Annotated in this window: 14 protein-coding genes and 1 tRNA gene; 6 read left to right on the top strand and 9 right to left on the bottom strand. The window is 65.3% G+C overall.

Annotated features, from left to right (window positions below):
* Window positions 1-64 precede the first annotated feature (64 nt).
* The 5 genes from CE453_RS23185 to CE453_RS23165 all read right to left on the bottom strand — a co-directional run bounded on the left by CE453_RS23185 (window position 65) and on the right by CE453_RS23165 (window position 5,662).
* Window positions 65-727 carry an aspartate/glutamate racemase family protein gene (locus tag CE453_RS23185; protein WP_089176717.1) on the bottom strand — a complete coding sequence of 221 codons (663 nt, stop codon included), beginning with the start codon at window positions 725-727 and terminating at the stop codon, window positions 65-67.
* An 8-nt stretch (window positions 728-735) separates the two neighbouring features.
* A complete protein-coding gene (locus tag CE453_RS23180; protein WP_089176716.1) occupies window positions 736-1,803 on the bottom strand; it encodes an ABC transporter ATP-binding protein in 1,068 nt (355 codons plus the stop codon).
* Entirely contained in the window at window positions 1,796-3,481 is a 1,686-nt protein-coding gene (locus tag CE453_RS23175; RefSeq protein ID WP_089176715.1) for an ABC transporter permease, read from the bottom strand. Before CE453_RS23175 ends, CE453_RS23180 begins: the two co-directional genes overlap by 8 nt.
* Window positions 3,482-3,506: 25 nt before the next feature.
* A complete protein-coding gene (locus CE453_RS23170; RefSeq protein WP_248307853.1) occupies window positions 3,507-4,610 on the bottom strand; it encodes an ABC transporter substrate-binding protein in 1,104 nt (367 codons plus the stop codon).
* Between the two features lie 137 nt (window positions 4,611-4,747).
* Entirely contained in the window at window positions 4,748-5,662 is a 915-nt protein-coding gene (locus tag CE453_RS23165; RefSeq protein ID WP_089176713.1) for a GntR family transcriptional regulator, read from the bottom strand.
* A 140-nt stretch (window positions 5,663-5,802) separates the two neighbouring features.
* Between CE453_RS23165 and CE453_RS23160 the strand changes: the two genes are divergently transcribed.
* The 5 genes from CE453_RS23160 (at window position 5,803) to CE453_RS23140 (ending at window position 12,524) form a co-directional block, all read left to right on the top strand.
* Window positions 5,803-6,879 (top strand): isocitrate/isopropylmalate dehydrogenase family protein, encoded by a 1,077-nt coding sequence (locus CE453_RS23160; RefSeq protein ID WP_089176712.1) that lies wholly within the window; start codon window positions 5,803-5,805, stop codon window positions 6,877-6,879.
* An 87-nt stretch (window positions 6,880-6,966) separates the two neighbouring features.
* Entirely contained in the window at window positions 6,967-7,641 is a 675-nt protein-coding gene (locus CE453_RS23155) for a hypothetical protein (protein WP_089176711.1), read from the top strand.
* A gap of 198 nt (window positions 7,642-7,839) precedes the next feature.
* A complete protein-coding gene (locus CE453_RS23150; protein ID WP_089176710.1) occupies window positions 7,840-10,668 on the top strand; it encodes an autotransporter domain-containing protein in 2,829 nt (942 codons plus the stop codon).
* Between the two features lie 739 nt (window positions 10,669-11,407).
* Window positions 11,408-12,127, top strand: coding sequence for a GNAT family N-acetyltransferase (locus tag CE453_RS23145; protein WP_157733158.1), 720 nt, complete (start codon window positions 11,408-11,410; stop codon window positions 12,125-12,127).
* 148 nt (window positions 12,128-12,275) lie between these two features.
* Window positions 12,276-12,524, top strand: coding sequence for a hypothetical protein (locus CE453_RS23140; RefSeq protein ID WP_089176708.1), 249 nt, complete (start codon window positions 12,276-12,278; stop codon window positions 12,522-12,524).
* Window positions 12,525-12,599: 75 nt separating this feature from the next.
* Here the strand turns inward: CE453_RS23140 and CE453_RS23135 are convergent.
* The 3 genes from CE453_RS23135 to CE453_RS23125 all read right to left on the bottom strand — a co-directional run bounded on the left by CE453_RS23135 (window position 12,600) and on the right by CE453_RS23125 (window position 15,973).
* Window positions 12,600-12,674: transfer RNA gene (locus tag CE453_RS23135), tRNA-Thr, on the bottom strand.
* A gap of 108 nt (window positions 12,675-12,782) precedes the next feature.
* A complete protein-coding gene (gene pdeM / locus CE453_RS23130; protein ID WP_089178110.1) occupies window positions 12,783-13,445 on the bottom strand; it encodes a ligase-associated DNA damage response endonuclease PdeM in 663 nt (220 codons plus the stop codon).
* A gap of 41 nt (window positions 13,446-13,486) precedes the next feature.
* Entirely contained in the window at window positions 13,487-15,973 is a 2,487-nt protein-coding gene (locus CE453_RS23125) for a ligase-associated DNA damage response DEXH box helicase (protein ID WP_089176707.1), read from the bottom strand.
* A 244-nt stretch (window positions 15,974-16,217) separates the two neighbouring features.
* Here CE453_RS23125 and CE453_RS23120 point away from each other — a divergent pair, with 244 nt between their 5' ends.
* On the top strand, window positions 16,218-16,595 hold the full coding sequence (locus CE453_RS23120) for a YkvA family protein (RefSeq protein WP_089176706.1): 378 nt from the start codon (window positions 16,218-16,220) through the stop codon (window positions 16,593-16,595).
* A 20-nt stretch (window positions 16,596-16,615) separates the two neighbouring features.
* Here CE453_RS23120 and CE453_RS23115 read toward each other — a convergent pair whose 3' ends face one another.
* Window positions 16,616-17,575, bottom strand: a complete 960-nt coding sequence (locus tag CE453_RS23115) for a methyltransferase domain-containing protein (RefSeq protein ID WP_248307851.1) — start codon at window positions 17,573-17,575, stop codon at window positions 16,616-16,618.
* Window positions 17,576-17,578 lie beyond the last annotated feature (3 nt).

Below are 17,578 nucleotides of genomic sequence, written 5' to 3'. Positions count from 1 at the left end.
ACGCCATTGACCGGTAACCTCACTGCGATCTCCCTCGGACAGGCTCTGTTGTCGAGCTCTTCGTTCAGCCGCCCAGCAGGCGGCGCAGTTTCCGGACCGCCGCATCGGGCGACGACAGGACAGGCCGCGCCGTCACGGCCCGGCAGGCTTCGCTCGCCCGCGACGTCGAGAAATGCGCGAGCAGGACCGCGTCACGAGTGCCGAGCTCTGCCGCACCTTCCGCGACGCGCCGGTTATGTGTCTCTGCATCGCCGGCGCGCAGGGCCTCGATGGCGCCCGGCACGAGGAAGGACGTCAGCCGGGCGCCCGGCCGCAGCCTCGCCGCTTCCTCCGCGAACTCCTGTTCCATCATCGGGACCGCCGGCCCGAAGGTGGCTACCATGCCGATGTCGCCGCCATGGCCGAGGGCTTCCTCGAACATCGCCTCGTTCGGTTTCAGCACGGGCACCGGCAGTGCGCGGGCCGCTTCCTCGATGGCAGGGCCGAAGGCCGAGCAGGTGAACAGGATCGCTCGTGCGCCGGTCGACAGGCCGTAATGCGCCAGCGCCACGATGCGCCGGGACAGGGCGTCGGTGAGCGCGCCGGCGGCAGCGCGGTCGAGCGCCAGCCCATCGTCCAGCACGCCGACGGCTTCCGCCTCCGGCCAGATCTCTCGGAACGATTGCGCGATCGGCTCGACCGCGACCGGGGTGGCATGGATCAGCGCGATGCGGATGCGGTTGGTCATCGGGGCCCTCACGGATTGAAAAGCCAGGTGGCCGCCGCAGGGATGCGGCAATGGGCGACGGCCCCGGCCAGCGGCTCATGTCCCTGGGCGCGCAGCCGCAGATCGCCGCGCTTCAGGCGATATTCCCACTTCTCGCCAAGATAGATGCAGCCCTCGACGTCGAAGGGAGCGCTGTCGGCGGTCGGCTCCGGGGAGACGGAGATCGCCTCCATTCGGATGACGGCACGCACCGCCTCCGGATCAGCCGGAGCTTCCCGGTCTTTCCAGACTCCCGGCAGCGACAGGCCTGCGCAATCGATGGCGTCGGCCTGCCCCGATGCTTTGACCAATCGGCCGCTCAGGACATTGTTCGTGCCCATGAAATCGGCGGCGTAAAACGTTTCCGGCCTGCTGTAGATCTCGAGCGGCGTTCCGGACTGGACGATGCTGCCGCCTTTCAGCAACAGCACCTGATCCGCGATGGCCAGCGCCTCGGCCTGGTCATGCGTGACCATGATGGCGCAGATCTTCAGATCGAGGATCAGCTTGCGGATCCAGAAGCGCGCCTCCTCGCGCAGCTTGGCGTCGAGGTTCGAGAGAGGTTCGTCGAGCAGGAGGACCTTCGGTTCGTAGACCAGGGCGCGGCAGATCGCGACGCGCTGCTGCTGGCCGCCGGACAATTGATCGGGATAGCGCGCTGCAAGATGCGCGAGGCCGAGCTTGTCGAGGATCGCCTCGACCCTCGCCTTGATCTCGGCTGCGGCGACCTTTCGGAGCTTCAGGCCATAGGCCACGTTCTCGAGAACGGTCTTGTGCGGCCACAAGGCATAGGACTGGAAGACCAGGCCGATCTGGCGCTGCTCCGGCGGCAGGGCGAGATCCGCCTCGTGATCCAGAACGGCGGTGCCGCCGATCCTGATGGCGCCGATTTCCGGCTGTTCCAGGCCTGCGATGCAGCGCAGCAGCGTGGTCTTGCCGCTGCCCGAGGCGCCGAGCAGCGCGACGATGCGGCCCTTTTGCGCCGTGAAGCTCGCCCCGGACAGGATCTGCAGGCCGCCCAGCCACTTCTGGACGTTGTCGACGACGAGATCAGTCATGGATCTTGGCTCCCAGCCGCAAGGCCAGCATCAGGCCAACCGCGGTCAGCAGGATCGAGATGAAGGAAAGCGCGGCGATCTGGTCCATCGCACCGGAGGTCAGCAGCGACACCATCAGCGAGCCGATCACCTCGGTTCCGGCGCTCATCAGGTAGACGCCCGTGGCGTACTCGCGCAGGAAGACGATCATGATCATCGCCCAGGCGCCGGCCAGCCCCGGGCGCACGAGCGGGATGACCACGTCGCGCCAGGTGCGGAAGGTCGTTGCACCGGCGGTGCGGGCGGATTCTTCGAGCTCCGGCGCCACCTGAAGCAGTGTCGCCTGGATGATGCGCAGGCCATAGGACAGGCCGACGATGGTGTAGGCGATCAGCAAGCTGAACAGCGTCGTCCGCAGCGGCACCAGGAATGGCACGAACAGGAAGAGCCAGAAGAAGGCGAGGCCGACGATCAGCCCTGGCAACGCCCGCGGGATCAGCACGGAGTAGTCGAGAAGCGTGCCGGTCCGGCCGTGGTTGCGGTGTCCGGCCAGGCCGACCAGCAGGTAGAAGGCGACCGCGAATGCGCCACCGACAGCGGCCAGCAGGATCGTGTTGACGATGCCGCGCGACAGGCTCGGCAGCTCGAACACGCGTTGGAAATTCGCAAGCGTCAATTGCTCGGACAGGCGGACGCCTTCGCCCCAGTTCTCGACGAAGGCGCGCAGGATGATTCCACCCACCGGCAGAACGACCGAAACCAGCAGCCAGAGTCCGATGACCGAGAGCGCGATGGCTTGTCCCGTGCCGCCCAGTTTCAGGAGGTTCGTGCGTGCGCCCTTGCCGCCGACGGCCGCGAAGCGGCGGGCATGCCGCAGCAGCCGGCGCTGGACGAAGACCAGTGGCAGCGTGATCAGGATGAGGAAGACCGTGACCGCCGCCATGACCTGATAGGTCGGCGCACCGAAGATCGTGTTGACCTTGTAGATATAGGTCGTGAGCACCAGGATGCCGTTCGGGTCCCCGAGCACGAGCGGGATGCCGAAGGTCTCGAAGCCGAGCAGCAGATTGAGCGCTGCGCTGAAGACGAGCGCGGGCAGCACCATGGGGAGCGTGACGTCGAGCGAGACGCGCCAGATGCTGGCTCCGGCCGTCCTCGCCGCCTCCTCCAGATCGCTCGGCAGGCGCCGCATTGCCGAGGCGACATACAGATAGACGGTCGGGACGTGACTCAGGCCGCCGATCAGGATGATGCCGGGTAGCGTATAGATGCTCCACGGCGCCGCCCCGAAGATGTTCCGGAAGGCGATCGTCACGAATCCGGAGGGCCCGACCGCGACAGTGTAGCCGAAGGCGAGCACGATCGAGGACAGGAACATCGGAACCAGGACGAGCGGCTCGAGCCAGCGTCGCCCCTTGAGATCCGTGCGTGTGATCAGGAAGGCCAGGAGCCCGCCTAGCGGCACGGCGACGACGACCAGGCCGACGGCGTAGAGGGTCGTCGTCCAGAGAGCCCGATAGAATTCCGGATCCGTCAGGATGAACGCATAGGCTTCCAGGCTGGGGCGGGCGGTCTCGTCGAAGAACGGAGCGCTGAGAAAGCTCTGGTAGATGATAAGCGCGGCCGGCGCCGTGACCATCGCAAACAGGGCCAGGATGACGATGGCCCTGAAGCGGGGTGCGTGAGCTGCGAGCGACATTGGATCCCTCGGGGAGCTGCGCGGCTCAGCCGCGCAGCGCCTCCTTCCAGCGGCGGAAGAAGTCCGCGCGGTTTTTCGGCTCGGTGGCCTCGAGGAGCGCGGTGGTGATCGGGATCGGCTTGAGATTGCCGTTGGCCATCTCGGTGAGCTTGGTCAGGTTGAGGCCGCTCGTCACATCGGTGCGGATCGATGGTGCGCCAACCGACGCCAGTGCCGACTGGCCCGTATTCGCCAGCAGGAAGTCGAGGAACACGCGCGCGGCATTCGGGTGCGGTGCGCCCTTGGAAATATGGGCGACACGGGAGAAAGCCGCGGTGTGGTCCGAGGTGAGGATGTAGCCGAGTGCGGGGTTCTTCGCCGCCCATTCGATCGCGTAGGACGCGATGATGTTGAATGCGAGCCAATGTTCTCCCGATACGATTTTTTCGCGCATGGCGCCTGAGCTGCCATAGGTCTTGCCTTCGGTGGCTCCGAAGGCACGCACCAGCTCGAAGGTATCCGGCATGGTCTTGGCGTCGTTGCTGAAGAACAGGAAACCGGAGCCGCTCTTCTCGGGATCGAAGGTCGCGAGCCTGCTCTTCAACGCATCCTTGTTGTCGCGCATGAAGGCCAGCAGGTCCGCCCGCGTCTTCGGAAGCTTGAACGAGGCCAGCTGGGCCTTGTTGTAGAGAATGCCGACCGGCTCGACCGTCGTTCCATAGAGCGTGTCGTTGAAATTGCCCCAGCCCGGAAGATGGCCGGCTTCCGGTGACTTGTAGGCTTCGGCCAGGCCCTTCTGGACCAGGACCATCTGGAGATCCATCGCCGAGGTCCAGACGACATCGGAGCCGACCTGCTTGGCTGCGGCTTCCGAGATGGTACGATTGTAGGCGCCATTGGTGCCGAGGTCGTTGTAGTCGACGCGAATGCCGGGAAAGGCCTTCTGGAAGGCCTCGACGACCGGGCGGCCCTGCACGTCGTCCGTCGAGGTGTAGATCGAGACGACACCCTCGGCCCGCGCCTTCTCGACGACCGCCTTGTAGTCAGCCGGGTAGCCGGCAGGCGGTTCCTGAGAACGTGCCGGCAGGCCAAGCCCCAAGGCTCCAGTGCTCGCGGCCGACGCAAGCACGAATTGCCGACGATTGATCATGGCCATCCTCCCAGTGGTTTTTCATTGTGGAGAAAGCCTATCCGCAGATATTGGTTTTATCAATCTAAAAAACCATTGCTGCGCAGACATGCGTCGCCGGTGTCCAGGACTGTGAATTCGTTGAGGTTTTGGCTCGGCTAGGCGTCGCGCTCGGCGTCGTCGGGGCGCGGATGCACGACCGGGGATTTCGACGCGAGGGCCCCGCTGAGGTGCCGCCGCATCAAATGAGCAGCCTCCAGGTTATCCCCCTTCGCCAGGAGGTCGAGGATCTGCAGGTGCTCGGAACTCTGCACCGCGATGCGCTGGGGGTTCACCTTCAACCGGTATTCCGCCAGCCGCCGCAACTGGTTTGCGCGTTCGAGAGCGTAGAAGAACATCGGATTTCCCGACATCCTGATGATGCTCTCGTGAAACTCCGCCCCGGCAGCCGTCATCGCCGCGGGGGCGAGTCCTTCGAGGTTTCCCGAGGCCAGGCGCTCCTGCGTCCGCCGCAGCGAGGCTGCGACGGTTCTGTCGAAGCGAAAGCTCGGCTCGAGCAGCGCCGCCGGTTCGATCACGGCGCGAAAGCGATAGATTTCCTCGAAGGCTTCGGCAGTTTTGGCCACCTGACGCAGCTTCCATCCATAGCCGGGCTTCGGTTCCGCCCAGCCTTCCCGTGCGGCGCGGGACAGAAGATCCTGTGCCTGCGAGCGCGTGAGATTGTATCGCTCCCGGATGGCCTGCTCGGTTTGGTCGGCTCCGATCCGGTCGTTCAACCAGTCTTCTGCCATCTGGTAGTAGGGAGCGCTTTCCGTCGGCTCGAATGGATCAGTCGCGCCTTCTCCACCTTTGCGCTGCGCGGTCGGGAGAACGAAAAAGCCGCGATTCCGGCGATTTTCAATGACGCCTTGTTCGCAGAGGATCGCCAGCGCCTCGCGTACGGGCGAACGTGAGACTTCAAAGCGCTTGGCCAGGGCCTCGGTCGCCAGATGCGATCCTGTGTCGAACTCCCCCATCCCAATGCGCGCGACAATGTCGTTGGCGATGCGAAGAGCGAGAGGACTATTGGACATGAGTTGCGCCGTTCGAACTTCACGAGTGATCGCAGGTCACAGGCGGGATGGCAAATCGCTGATGCCACCTTGACCCATCATTGGTTTTATACGATGCAATAGCCAATTAAAGGCAGCGACTGCGTCAGAGGAAATCCAAAATGAAGATTCTCGTCCTGCCCTGTGACGGCATCGGTCCGGAGATCGTTTCCGCCTCCATGGCCGTCCTCGAGGTCGCAAGCGACCGGTTTGGTCTCGATCTTCAGTTCGAATACGACGATGTCGGCTTCAAGAGCCTGGAAAAATACGGCAGCACCCTGCGCGAAAGCGTCTTGGATCGGGCGCGCAACGACTTCGATGGCGTGGTCCTCGGCACACAGTCGCATGCCGACTACCCAGCACCGGAGAAGGGGGGGCGCAACGTGTCCGCCGGCTTCCGCATTGGCCTCGATCTCTATGCGAATGTGCGCCCGGCCCGCACGCGCCCCTTCATCGAGTCCAACATGAAGCCGGGCAAGACGATGGACCTTGTCATCATGCGCGAGGCCACCGAGGGCTTCTATCCCGACCGCAACATGCATCTCGGCTGGGCCGAGTTGATGCCGTCTCCCGACATGGCGATCTCACTGCGCAAGATCACGGCGCATTGCTCCAACCGTATCGCCAGGCGCGCCTTCGAGCTCGCGGCCAAGCGCCGCAAGAAGGTGACTGCGGTTCACAAGGTCAACAGCTTCCACCAGACGGACGGCCTGTTCCTGCGCGAGGTTCGCAAGGTCGCGGCGGAGTTCCCGGAAGTGCAGCTCGACGACCTGTTGATCGACGCCTCGACGGCTCACCTCGTGCGGAGCCCGGAGCGGTTCGACGTGATCTGCGCGACCAACTTCTATGGCGACATCATCTCGGATCTGGCCAGTGAGCTGTCCGGCAGCCTGGGTCTCGCAGGCTCGATGATGGCGAGCGACACGCACTGCTGCGCGCAGGCCCAGCATGGTTCGGCGCCCGATATCCAGAACCAGGACAAGGCGAACCCGGTCTCGATGATGCTGTCTTGCGGCATGTTGCTCCAGTGGCTGGGCGAGACGCGCGAGCTTCCCGCCTTCGAGCAGGCTTTCCACGCGATCGATCAGGCGATCGACACCGTGCTGACCGACCCTGCCTCGCGCACCCCCGACCTTGGCGGGAAGACCGGCACGAAACGTTTCGGAGCGCTCGTCGCGGAGGCCCTGCGGATGGCGTGACGACGAGGACTACGGCCGTATATTGTCCAGGGACTGATCCATGATGCCGCCAAACCCACGGCAATGCCTGGCATAGATGGATCTCGCATGGCAGCTGACACGAGCACGACGCCTCGCCGCGCCACCACTGGCCTGTGCCAATTTCTGGGCCTCGAGCAGCAGCGCGACTGGATAGACGGCAAGGTCGACTTGCGCGACGCCGACGGACGCTCGGAGTCGCTCGAACTGCGGCTCAAATATGTTCCGCGCTTTCAAAAGCTGCTTCGCCATCCGCAGGCGCAAGAGGTTCTGGATATCCTCAAGTTCTACGGCCAGAACTGCATTCCCGTCCCGCGTCTGAGCGAGCGTCACTTCTGGTCGGTTTCATGCCTGCCGTCGACGTCCGACAAGCCGCTGACCCGCGTCAATGCGAGCTGGATGGAGCTGTTCACGCTCTATGCGGATGGCGAGGGCATCCGTGCGCGCTTCCTGGTGCACCTCTCGGATTTCACCGCGGATCAATCGCCCCAACAGGACCATCTGGACGAAGATGTCCTCAAGCATTGCGTCACGAGGCCCGAGGACATCAGCTACTTCCTCCCACGCGGCGCAGATATGTTCGGCATCAATGTCCGGAGCTCCGCCTCCATTCGCTGTTTCCTGGCGGCACCACGGATTGTGACCGCCATTCGGACCTTCAACCTGACGCACATGAACCGCGGCCGGAACGCCTATCAGGGAAGTCACTGCTACAGCTTGGCGGATGTCATGGTGGGAGGCTGAGCGCCCTTGCATGGCCGCAGGCCTGAGAAGGCTACCGGGGTGCTCTGCCCACGGGAGGATTCCAGGTGTTGCGATCTTAAGTTGTGAACTGCGGCATCTGCGGTATTGAGCGGCGTGGGCCGAACCGCAAAGCTGTCAGCCTCGATCCTCCGCGAGGAGGGTGCCTACCCCGAGGTTGCGCCTGTGCCTGTCCGAGCTATGCCTGCCGTTGTTGCCCTGCTGCTGACGACGGTTTTGACCAGCGCAGCGCTCGCCCAATCGGCAGGTCCCGCAACCGATCCGGAAAGCTGGCGGACGCCGGAGTACCGGGCGCAATGGGGCCTCGACTTCATCAATGCCGCGCAGGCCTATGCGCGGGGCGTCGATGGCCGAGGCATAGTCATCGGGCAGATGGAGGGCGGAATTGCCTTCGATCGGCATAGTGAGCTGATCGGGCGTTTTGCCGGTGGTTACGACTATACCGTGGGAAGCAGCGCGGCCGCGCCCGATGAGCATGCCGTCGGCGTTGCGTCGGTGCTCGTCGGTAACCGGGATGGCGTCGGCATCCACGGCGTCGCGCCGGGGGCGACGGTCGTGGGTGCAGGCATCGGGGCCGGCAGCGATTTCAAGCCCTCCTACGTGCCGAGAGCCATCGACGGCCTGATGGCGCAGGGCGTGCGGATCATCAACGTTAGCTGGGGAACGACCTGGCCGATCACGGCGGTGACGCCTCAGGAAATCGTGGCGGGAATGTCCGCTGAACTGCCTGCTTATCGCAAGGCCGTGCAAGCGGGGGCGCTCATGGTCTGGGCCACCGGGAACGACGGACTGAGCCAGCCATTCCTCGAAGCCGGCTTGCCCCACCACTTCTCGGAACTGGAGCGGGGTTGGCTCGCCGTCACGGCAATCGGGCCGGGCTATCTGCCCGCCTACAGCAATGTTTGCGGCGTCGCGAAGAATTGGTGCCTTTCTGCGCCGGGCGGCGGCGACTGGTATGACGAGTTTCCGGACGATCCCATCATCGTCGCTGCCGTCAACGGGGGCTACACCAAGGTCGATGGCACCTCTTTCGCAGCGCCGCATGTCTCGGGCGCCGCGGCGCTGGTTTGGCAGATGTTTCCGTTCTTCACGGCCGACCAGGTGCGCCAGACCCTGCTCGGAACGGCTGTGGACATCGGCGCGCCGGGCGTCGACGACGTTTTCGGCTACGGTTTGCTCGATGTCGGCAAGGCGGTGCGTGGCCCCGGCCGCTTCGACTGGGGGGACTTCGTCGTGGAGCAGCCGGCGGGCATCGCCGTCTTCGGGAACGACATCGTCGGTGCCGGCGGGTTGGTGAAGCGCGGTGCCGGCGCGCTCGTGTTGACCGGCAACAGCTCCTATGCCGGGGCGACGCGGGTCGAGGGCGGATTCCTTTCGGTGATCGGCAGCATCGCCTCGCCGACCAGCATCGGTAGCTTCGGTGTCCTGGCCGGAACGGGCGTGATCAACGGCTCCGTCGACAATGCCGGCGCCGTCTGGGCCGGCGACGAGCATGCCGTCGGCATGCTGACGATCAACGGCAACTACATGCAGCAGCCCGGTGGTGTGCTGGTTCAGCAGATCGACGGGGATCGCGGCGTCAACCATCTCGCCGTCACCGGCACGGCTAGCCTCGCCGGCCTCGTCGCCTTCTCCGGCGAGAACAAGCTCCTGCCACGCTATCTCAGTGCGCCAGTGTTGCGGGCGGGGCAGGGGATCGCCGGCCGCTTCGATGGAGTCGAGGGGCCGGCCGGCGATGGTACGGCCGCTTTTGTCGAGGCGAGCCTGCGATACGAGCCGAATGTCGCCTATCTCGACATCCGCACCCTCCCGTTCGACACGCCGGGAGTCTGCGTAAGCGCCAACCAGTGCGCCGTCGCCGCTGGGCTGGAGCGCGGGCTCGCCGGCGCCGATACCGACCTGCTCGGAGTGGCTGGAGTGTTGCAGTCGGCCGGATCGCGCTCTGGCGCACAACGCGCATTCGCCGCGCTCTCCGGCGAGGTTTCTGCCAATCTCGGCACGCTGGCGTTGGGCGGCTTCGCTCCCTTTGCGGGAATGATCGAGCAGCGCCTCGCCGCGCTCCGATCGGGGCAGGCGGAACCGGGCGGCGGGGGTGTAGCGATGGCCTATGCATCGGCCGCACCGGGTGAGCCGCTGACGGCCATGCTGAAGACGCTTCCGCCTGGTTCGTCCGCGTCGGAAGGCGGCACCTGGCTGCGCGGCTACGGCCTGTTCGGCCGCCTCGGCGGCGATGTCAATGCCGGCGGCGGCGACTATCGCGGCGGCGGCGTGATCGGCGGTGTCGACCGGCAGCTTGCACCTTCGTTCCTGGGCGGTGCCAGCTTCGGCTATTCGAACCTGGATGCGGATTTCCGCAATTTTGACGGCAAAGGCAGCGTCAAGGCCTATGAGGGCGCACTCTATGGCAGCTATGCGGACGGACCGCTGCGGTTCGACGGCATTATGAGCTATGCCCGCCTCAACTTCGACAGCGAGCGCAGCATTGCCTTCGGGTCCGTGGCGCGCCGGGCGCGCGCCACCTATGAGGGCGACCGCTTCAGCGCCGCGCTGGAGGCTGGCTATCGCATCGATCTGGGCTGGTCGACGATCGAGCCGCTGGCAGGGTTGCGTTACACATATCTAAGCCAGGACGGTTTCACCGAGGTCGGGGCAGGGAGCATTGGATTGGCGACCCGGTCGCAATTGGCGCAGAGCCTGCTCGGCAGCCTCGGCCTGCGGTTCGCAAAAAGCTTCGACATTGACGCCGGGCGACTCGCGGTCGAGGCGCGTGGACGCTGGCAGCACGAGTTCGGCGATGGCGACATGGTGCTGGACGCCTCCTTCACCGGCGCACCTGCCGCAAGCTTTGCGGTGCAGGGCGCTCGGATCGCCCGCGACAGCGCCGTCCTCGGCGCCGGCCTTTCGCTGCGGCTCGACCGCAGGTTCACCCTGTTCGCCGACTACGACCTGCGCCTGAATCGCGACCTCACCGCCCATGCGGCAACCGCAGGCTTGCGCGTGACCTGGTGAAGCGAAAGGCTCAGGCGGACATACCGATCGAATTTGCTGGCACGCGACAGGTCGCCCAACAGGCGAAAGACCCCGAAAACGACAGGCGCAGCGCTGCCCGCGGATGCTCCTGCCAATGGTTGTCGATCTCGGTTGGAATCGCCAGCGGCAGCGGCTAGCCGGGCCGGGAGGCGAGGATTTCGGCGCAGGCGGTCGGCACCATGCTCTCCAGCCACCAGCCGTCCCTGGCCAGCCGACGAGGGAGCCTCGACGAGAAGGGTTCTGGAGTGATGATGTCCGCCATGCGCACAACCCATGCGCCTGCCGTTTGCAGTGGGTTCGGTCGGATTCGGCAGAACTTCAGGATTTCCGTGCAGCTTTTGTGCAGATTCGGATAACCGCGATCCGATCGACGACCTCCTGCGTATATCTTCTTCTAAGATGCCGAAGCCCTTCTGGTGGCGGCGCTTGGCTGGTTCTTCATGCCTAGCTATTCGGCCGTGGCTCTCCACCCGCTTCCGGCCCATTCTAGACGTAGAGCCGACATATCCCCGCAAGGCGTTTGCAGGAGGTCGCCATCGCCCTGTTGATGTCGCTGCGGCCGGTAACATCGCCACCCGCAATCGGCTTGCTTTACTCGTAAATTGCGGCGCGCTCCGAAAGCTCCACTCCGCTATGAGGGAAATGCGCAATGTCGACGTCAGGTTCGATGGCATATAGGTGCCGAAACTCAGCCTACGTCCATCTAACCAGCGCGATCATGAAACCCTCAGCAGCATTCTCGCCCCAGATTGAAAATTTTTGGAACGAGCAATTCGGCAAACCGAGACAAGTGGCCTCAGGGCTTCAGATCACGCTGCGGGATGATCTCGACGAAAAGCTGGGCTCCATGATCCTTGAACACGAAGGCGAAGAAGTCCGGGTTGTCACCACCACCGCTGTTGGCGCGCGAATTGGGCACCCCAAGCCGAGCTGGACGATTGGAGCGCTCCGCGAGGCGCTGTCGAAAAATGGCGTCGCGCTTCATGGCACTGACCACGTCTTCTATTGTTCGGAGGGGGAGACTGGACGGCTGCTCGTGGCACCCACACCGGACCTGGTGAGACAGCTCGGCCAGGCGGATGCCGACCTGTTCAAAGCCTTTGAAGCTGCAATTGCTCCCGACGATCTCGACGCCGCCTATGTGGAACTCGATCATTGGGCGGTTTTTGGCGCCCTGGCGAATGGGCGGCTCGTGGCAGCCGGCAGCATGTATCCGTGGCAAAATTCATCGCTCGCGGACATGGGTGTCGTTACGCTTCCAACAGAGCGCGGCCGCGGCTTCGCGCGAGACGTCGTGCGTGCCATGGCCGCCTATGCCATCCGGAAGGGATTTCATCCGCAATTTCGCTGCCAGTTGGACAATAGAGCTTCGGCCGCATTGGCGCGATCGGCCGGTTTTTGCCTGTATGGCAACTGGACCGTGCAATCGCAGGAATAGGACAAGGCCGGCTCACCCGCTCAGATCCAACCTCGGCTCTTGAATATTTCCTGATAGATCTCGAGCACCACGTGCTGCTTGCGTTGATTATAGTCGTGTTGTTGATCAAGGTGGCCTGCCTGAGAGCAAGTAGCGCCACTTCCCGAGATTGGCCCGCCAGGCCACCAACACGTCGACGGTGAGCATCGGAGAGACGCCGCTGGGGCATATGGATGGCTCGGTCGCGATCAATCGGAACGCCGTCGTGGTCGACAGCACCGACGATGCCACGATCATGAGCCACAACTTCCAGCACGGATTCAAGGGCGTGCGGATCGCGGCGATGTTCTCGCGGAACGTGCTGACCCAAGCCCAGAAGGAAGAGGTCCAGGTGAACCTCTGCAAGCTGGTGGCGTGATAATTCTGCGCCAAGCGACGTATGTCTGATGAAAACGAAAGGGGCCCGGCTGCCGCTAAGCACTTGAAAAGCTGATGGTGCTGCCAGAGAGGATTGAACTCTCGACCTCTCCCTTACCAAGGGAGTGCTCTACCACTGAGCTACGGCAGCAGGATCGTCAGCCAAGTCGCGGGCTCTCGCCAAGGGCGTTTGCGGCGCGGCTTCGTTGCGAAGCGGCGCCCTGATGCCACAAGCGCGGGGCGGACGCAACCCGCTCTCTCAATCCGGCAGCAATAACCGTGGATCAATCCGGAAAAGACGGCCGTCGCCGATGAGATGCGCGCTCAGTTCCCCGCCGAACAGCGGCCGGAAGGCCACGTCGCGCAGGTTGAGGCCGCCGGCATAGGCCCCCATCGCCGGCATCACGCAGCGGCGTGCCGACAAGGCGAAGCAGCGGCGCCGGACGGCCCGTCCGCGCATCCTGACTTTTGCTGCGGGATGAAGGTGGCCGGCGATCTCGTATCCGCTTTCGGAAGCGGATGGTTCGTGGCGCAGCGTGACACCGGCAAGCACGAGGCTATCGGCACTCTCGCCGCCCATGGCGCGGCTGATGGCGGGGTCGTGGTTGCCCGTAATCCAGAGCCAGTCGCGGCCCTGCTGCATCAGCCGCAGCGCGGCGACCGTTTCCGGCGCAAGGCGGCTCTCTGCGTCGCGGTCGTGGAACGAGTCGCCCAGCGCGATCACACGGGCCGGCTGGTGGCGCCGGATCGCGGCTGCGAGCGCTGCCAGCGTCGCGGTCGAATCATAGGGTGGTAGCATGACGCCGCGCGCCGCGTAGGACGAGCCCTTCTCCAGATGCAGATCGGCGACGACGAGTGTGTGCTCTTCCGGCAGCCAGAGCGCGCCCGAGAGATCAGGCACGAGCGCGAGCCGGCCCAGCATGAAGGCCTCGCTCGTCTTCGCTGGAACCGCCGCTGCAGCCGTCACGCCATCGCCTCTTCCGTCAGCATCGCTTCCGCCTCCGCCAGGATCTCGTCCGCTGCCTCGCCATAGACGGCTTCACGCCCGATCTCGAGCATCACGGAGACGCCGAGCGGTGAGACATGGTCGAGCGGCTGATGCACGATTCGGCCGCTGATCCGTGTCAGCATCTCACCGAGCCGGCGAATGTCGAGCAGGCCCGTCGCCGCATCGGCCCTCGCTGCCTTGAGCAGGATATGGTCCGGCTCGTGCCGGCGCAGCACGTCATAGACGAGATCGGTCGAGATCGTCACCTGCCGGCCGCTCTTCTCCTGGCCCGGATAGCGCCGCTCGATCAGTCCGCCGATGATGGCGCAGGAGCGGAAGGTGCGTTTCATCAGCGCCGATTCCGCCATCCAGTCCTCGAGATCGTCGCCGAGCATATCCTGCGAAAACAGCTCGTCGAGATCGAGCGCGCCTCGGGCGATCGCCGCCGACATGTCGCCGAGCGTCCAGCAGGCCATGCCGTAATCGTTGCAGACGAAGCCGAGCGGGCGCATGCGAGCGCGCTCCAGCCGGCGCGTCAGCAGCATGCCGAGCGTCTGGTGAGCGAGGCGGCCTTCGAACGGATAGGCGACGAGATAGAACCGCCCGCCGCGCGGAAAGGTCTCGATGAGAAGCTCACCAGGCTTGGGCAACCGTGATTTTCGCTTCTGCGCATGCAGCCAGGCCGAAACCTCCTCCGGCAGCGTATGCCAGAGGCTGGGCGAGGCCAGGATGGCGCGCACACGGGCAGCGAGGAAGGTCGAGAGCGGGAACTTGCCGCCGTCATAGGAGGGAATCTTGGGATCGGTCCCGGCGGCGGCGCGCGAGCAGACCGCCTCGTTCTCGACGATGCCTTCGAAGCGCAGCACCTCCCCGGCGAAGACGAAGGTGTCGCCCGGCACCATGGTCTCGGCGAAATACTCCTCGATCTCGCCGAGCACGCGCCCGCCCCGGGTGATCATGCCGGGTTGCCCCGGCTTTCCGGCACGAGCCCGGCCGAGCCGGACCTTGAGCATGGTCGCCTCGACGATGGTGCCGACATTCATGCGGTATTGCTGGATGACGCGGGCATTGCTGGCGCGCCAGAGGCCGGTCTTGTCCTGCCGGAGCTTGGCGAAGCGCTCATAGCTCTTCAGCGCATAGCCGCCGGTCGCGACGAAATTGACGACGGCGTCGAAATCCGTGCGGGCGAGACCGGCGTAAGGCGAGGCGGTGCGGACTTCCTCATAGAGCGCATTGGCTTCGAAGCCGTCCGAGCAGGCGACGCCAAGGACATGCTGGGCCAGCACGTCGAGCGCGCCGATGCGCAGCGGCGGCGTGTCCTGCGCGGCCTCATGCACGGCTTCCAGCGCGGCCCGGCATTCCAGCAGCTCGAAGCGGTTGGAGGGCACCAGCAGCGCCTCCGAGGGCTCGTCCATGCGGTGGTTCGAGCGGCCGATACGCTGGATCAGCCGGCTCGCCCCTTTGGGGGCGCCGAGATTGACGACGAGATCGACATCGCCCCAGTCGATGCCGAGATCGAGCGTCGCGGTGCAGACCACGGCCTTGAGCCGTCCATCGGCCATCGCCGCCTCGACCTTGCGGCGCTGCTGGGCGTCGAGCGAGCCGTGATGCAGCGCGATCGGCAGGTTGTCGTCGTTGAGGTTCCACAGCGCCTGGAAGGCGAATTCCGCCTGCATGCGCGTGTTGACGAAGACGAGCGTCAGCTTGTGCGTGCGGATCGCTTCGTAGACCTCGGCCATCGCATGCAAGGTCGTGTGGCCGGCGATCGGTAGGCTGCGTTCCGTGTCGAGGATGCCGATGCGCGGCTTGGCGCCGCCTGCGACGGTAACGAGTCCGGCCGGCGTCTCGGCACCGCCCAGATAGCGTTGCAGGTCGGCGGGCTCCCGCACCGTGGCGGAAAGGCCGACAGCCGAAACCTGCGGCGCCAAAGCCTTCAGGCGCGCAAGATCGAGCGCGAGCAGGTCGCCGCGCTTGGAGGTGACGAGCGCGTGCAATTCGTCGAGTACGATGCGGCGCAAGCTCGAGAAGAACGGAGCCGCGTCACGATGCGAGACCAGCAGCGCGAGCTGCTCCGGCGTCGTCAGCAGGATATCGGGCGGGCGCTGGATCTGGCGTGTGCGCTTGGCGGCGGAGGTGTCGCCGGTGCGCGTCTCGATCGAGATGGGCAAGCCCATCTCGCGCACGGGGGCTTCGAGATTGCGGGCGATATCGACGGCGAGCGCCTTCAGCGGCGAGATATAGAGCGTGTGCAGGCCGTCATGCTTTCCGCCGCGTTCGGCCAGTTCAACCAGCGAGGGCAGGAATCCGGCGAGTGTCTTGCCGGCGCCAGTCGGTGCGACCAGCAGCGTCGAGCGACCGGCACGAGCTTCCTCCAGCAGGGCGAGCTGATGCGGTCGCACGCTCCAGCCACGACCGGCAAACCAGGCCTCGAAGGCGGGAGGGAGTGGGGAGGGCGCGGCCATGCCGGCCGAAGATAGGTCGGGGCGTGTGAGAACGAAAGGGGAATATAACCGCTGCCGCAAGGACTCGCGAAGCAGCAGTTCAGATCGGTGACGGATCAGGCGAGAAGGCTCGGGTCCCTGGGCGGATGTGCAGGCCAATCGGAGGTCGCCGAGTTGAGCAGCGGCGCAGGCCGGGATCCAGATTCCCATGGCAGGGGCGTTGCCACCCCTTTGCAGGTCGTCTGGTTCATGCGATGCCGCCGCAATGCTGGAGCGAGTCAAGCAATGGGCGCGGCGGCTCAAGCGCGACGCCGTCGCCCTCTGGATTGCTGCCCGCGATCCGCGGACGCCGCTGATCGCGAAGATGGTTGCCGCTGCCGTCGCGGCCTACGCCCTGAGCCCGATCGACCTCATACCGGATTTCATTCCGGTGCTGGGCTACCTGGACGATCTGCTGATCGTGCCCGCCGGCATCGCCCTGGCCGTTCGCCTCATCCCGGCAAAACTCATGAGCGATTTCCGGAAGCGGGCCGACGCGCGCGCCGGGCGCCCGCGCAGCTTGTCGGGGGCAGCGGTCATCGTTCTCGTTTGGCTGCTGGGCCTGGCCGCTCTGGGCTTTTGGGCTCTGCGGCATTTCCGCTAGCCGCCCGAGCGGAATTCGGTTCAGTGCTTTTCCGCCACGACCAGCAGACCCGGCACGGGCACGCCGCGATCCTGCCGCGTGCTGGCGGGTTCGATCAGTATCGGGGAGAGACCAGCCTCGTCCAATCTCTGCCTCAGCCAACTCTCCGCATGCGCGAACCGCCGATCCGCTCCCACCACCACGCCCTCGCCCTCATGGCTCTGCACCGTGAAGGCGAAGAGGCCGCCGGCTTTGAGGACCCGCGCGCTCTGGGCGAAGCTCGGCCGCAGCTCGCCGAGATAGGCGAAGACGTCGGCCGCGATCACCAGATCCGCCGACTGGTCGGGGCGGCTTGTCAGGAAGGCTGTCAAACCGGCGACGGCGAGCTTGTCGTAGAGCGGCGTGCCGTCGCCGCGCGACTTCGCCTGCGCCCGCGCGACCATCCGTGGCGAGAGATCGCAGCCGGCAAGGAAGCCGCTCTCGGCACGGATCGCCTCGCCCATCAGCCCGGTGCCGCAGCCGAGGTCGTAGACCACACCGAACCGGAACGGCCGCCCGGCGTTGTCACAGCAGCGCCTCAGCGCATCCTTCAGCAGGGCGGGGGCATTGTAATGCAGGGCCTCGGTCAGATGGCTGTCGAAGCGTTCGGCGTAACCGTCGAAGAGCGCGCCGGAGAAGTTCTCCGAGGTCGCCTCCTCGGCCGGCATGGCACCGATCCGGGCAAGGTCGAGCCGTGCGCCGAAATGGTCGTTGGGGTCGAGGTCGAGGCATTGCCGCCAGGCGGTCGCGGCATCCTCCTTCTGGCCGAGCGCTTCCTTGGCGAGGCCGTAGAGATGCCAGGCGGCGGTGAAATGATAGGCTTGGGCGAGCGTCTGGTCGAGGATCTCGACGGCGGCCTGCGCATCGCCCTCCTTGAACGCGGCTTCCGCCCAGGCGTAGCGTCGGTCGAGCATGGGGTCGCCGGAACTGGAATGATGCGTGGTCTTGCCCGTCTCGCTCATGCC

The sequence above is a fragment of the Bosea sp. AS-1 genome (genome assembly GCF_002220095.1).
Taxonomy (GTDB): domain Bacteria; phylum Pseudomonadota; class Alphaproteobacteria; order Rhizobiales; family Beijerinckiaceae; genus Allobosea.
Note: the sequence above shows the minus strand (reverse complement) of the source record. Positions and strands in the feature narration are given on the sequence as shown.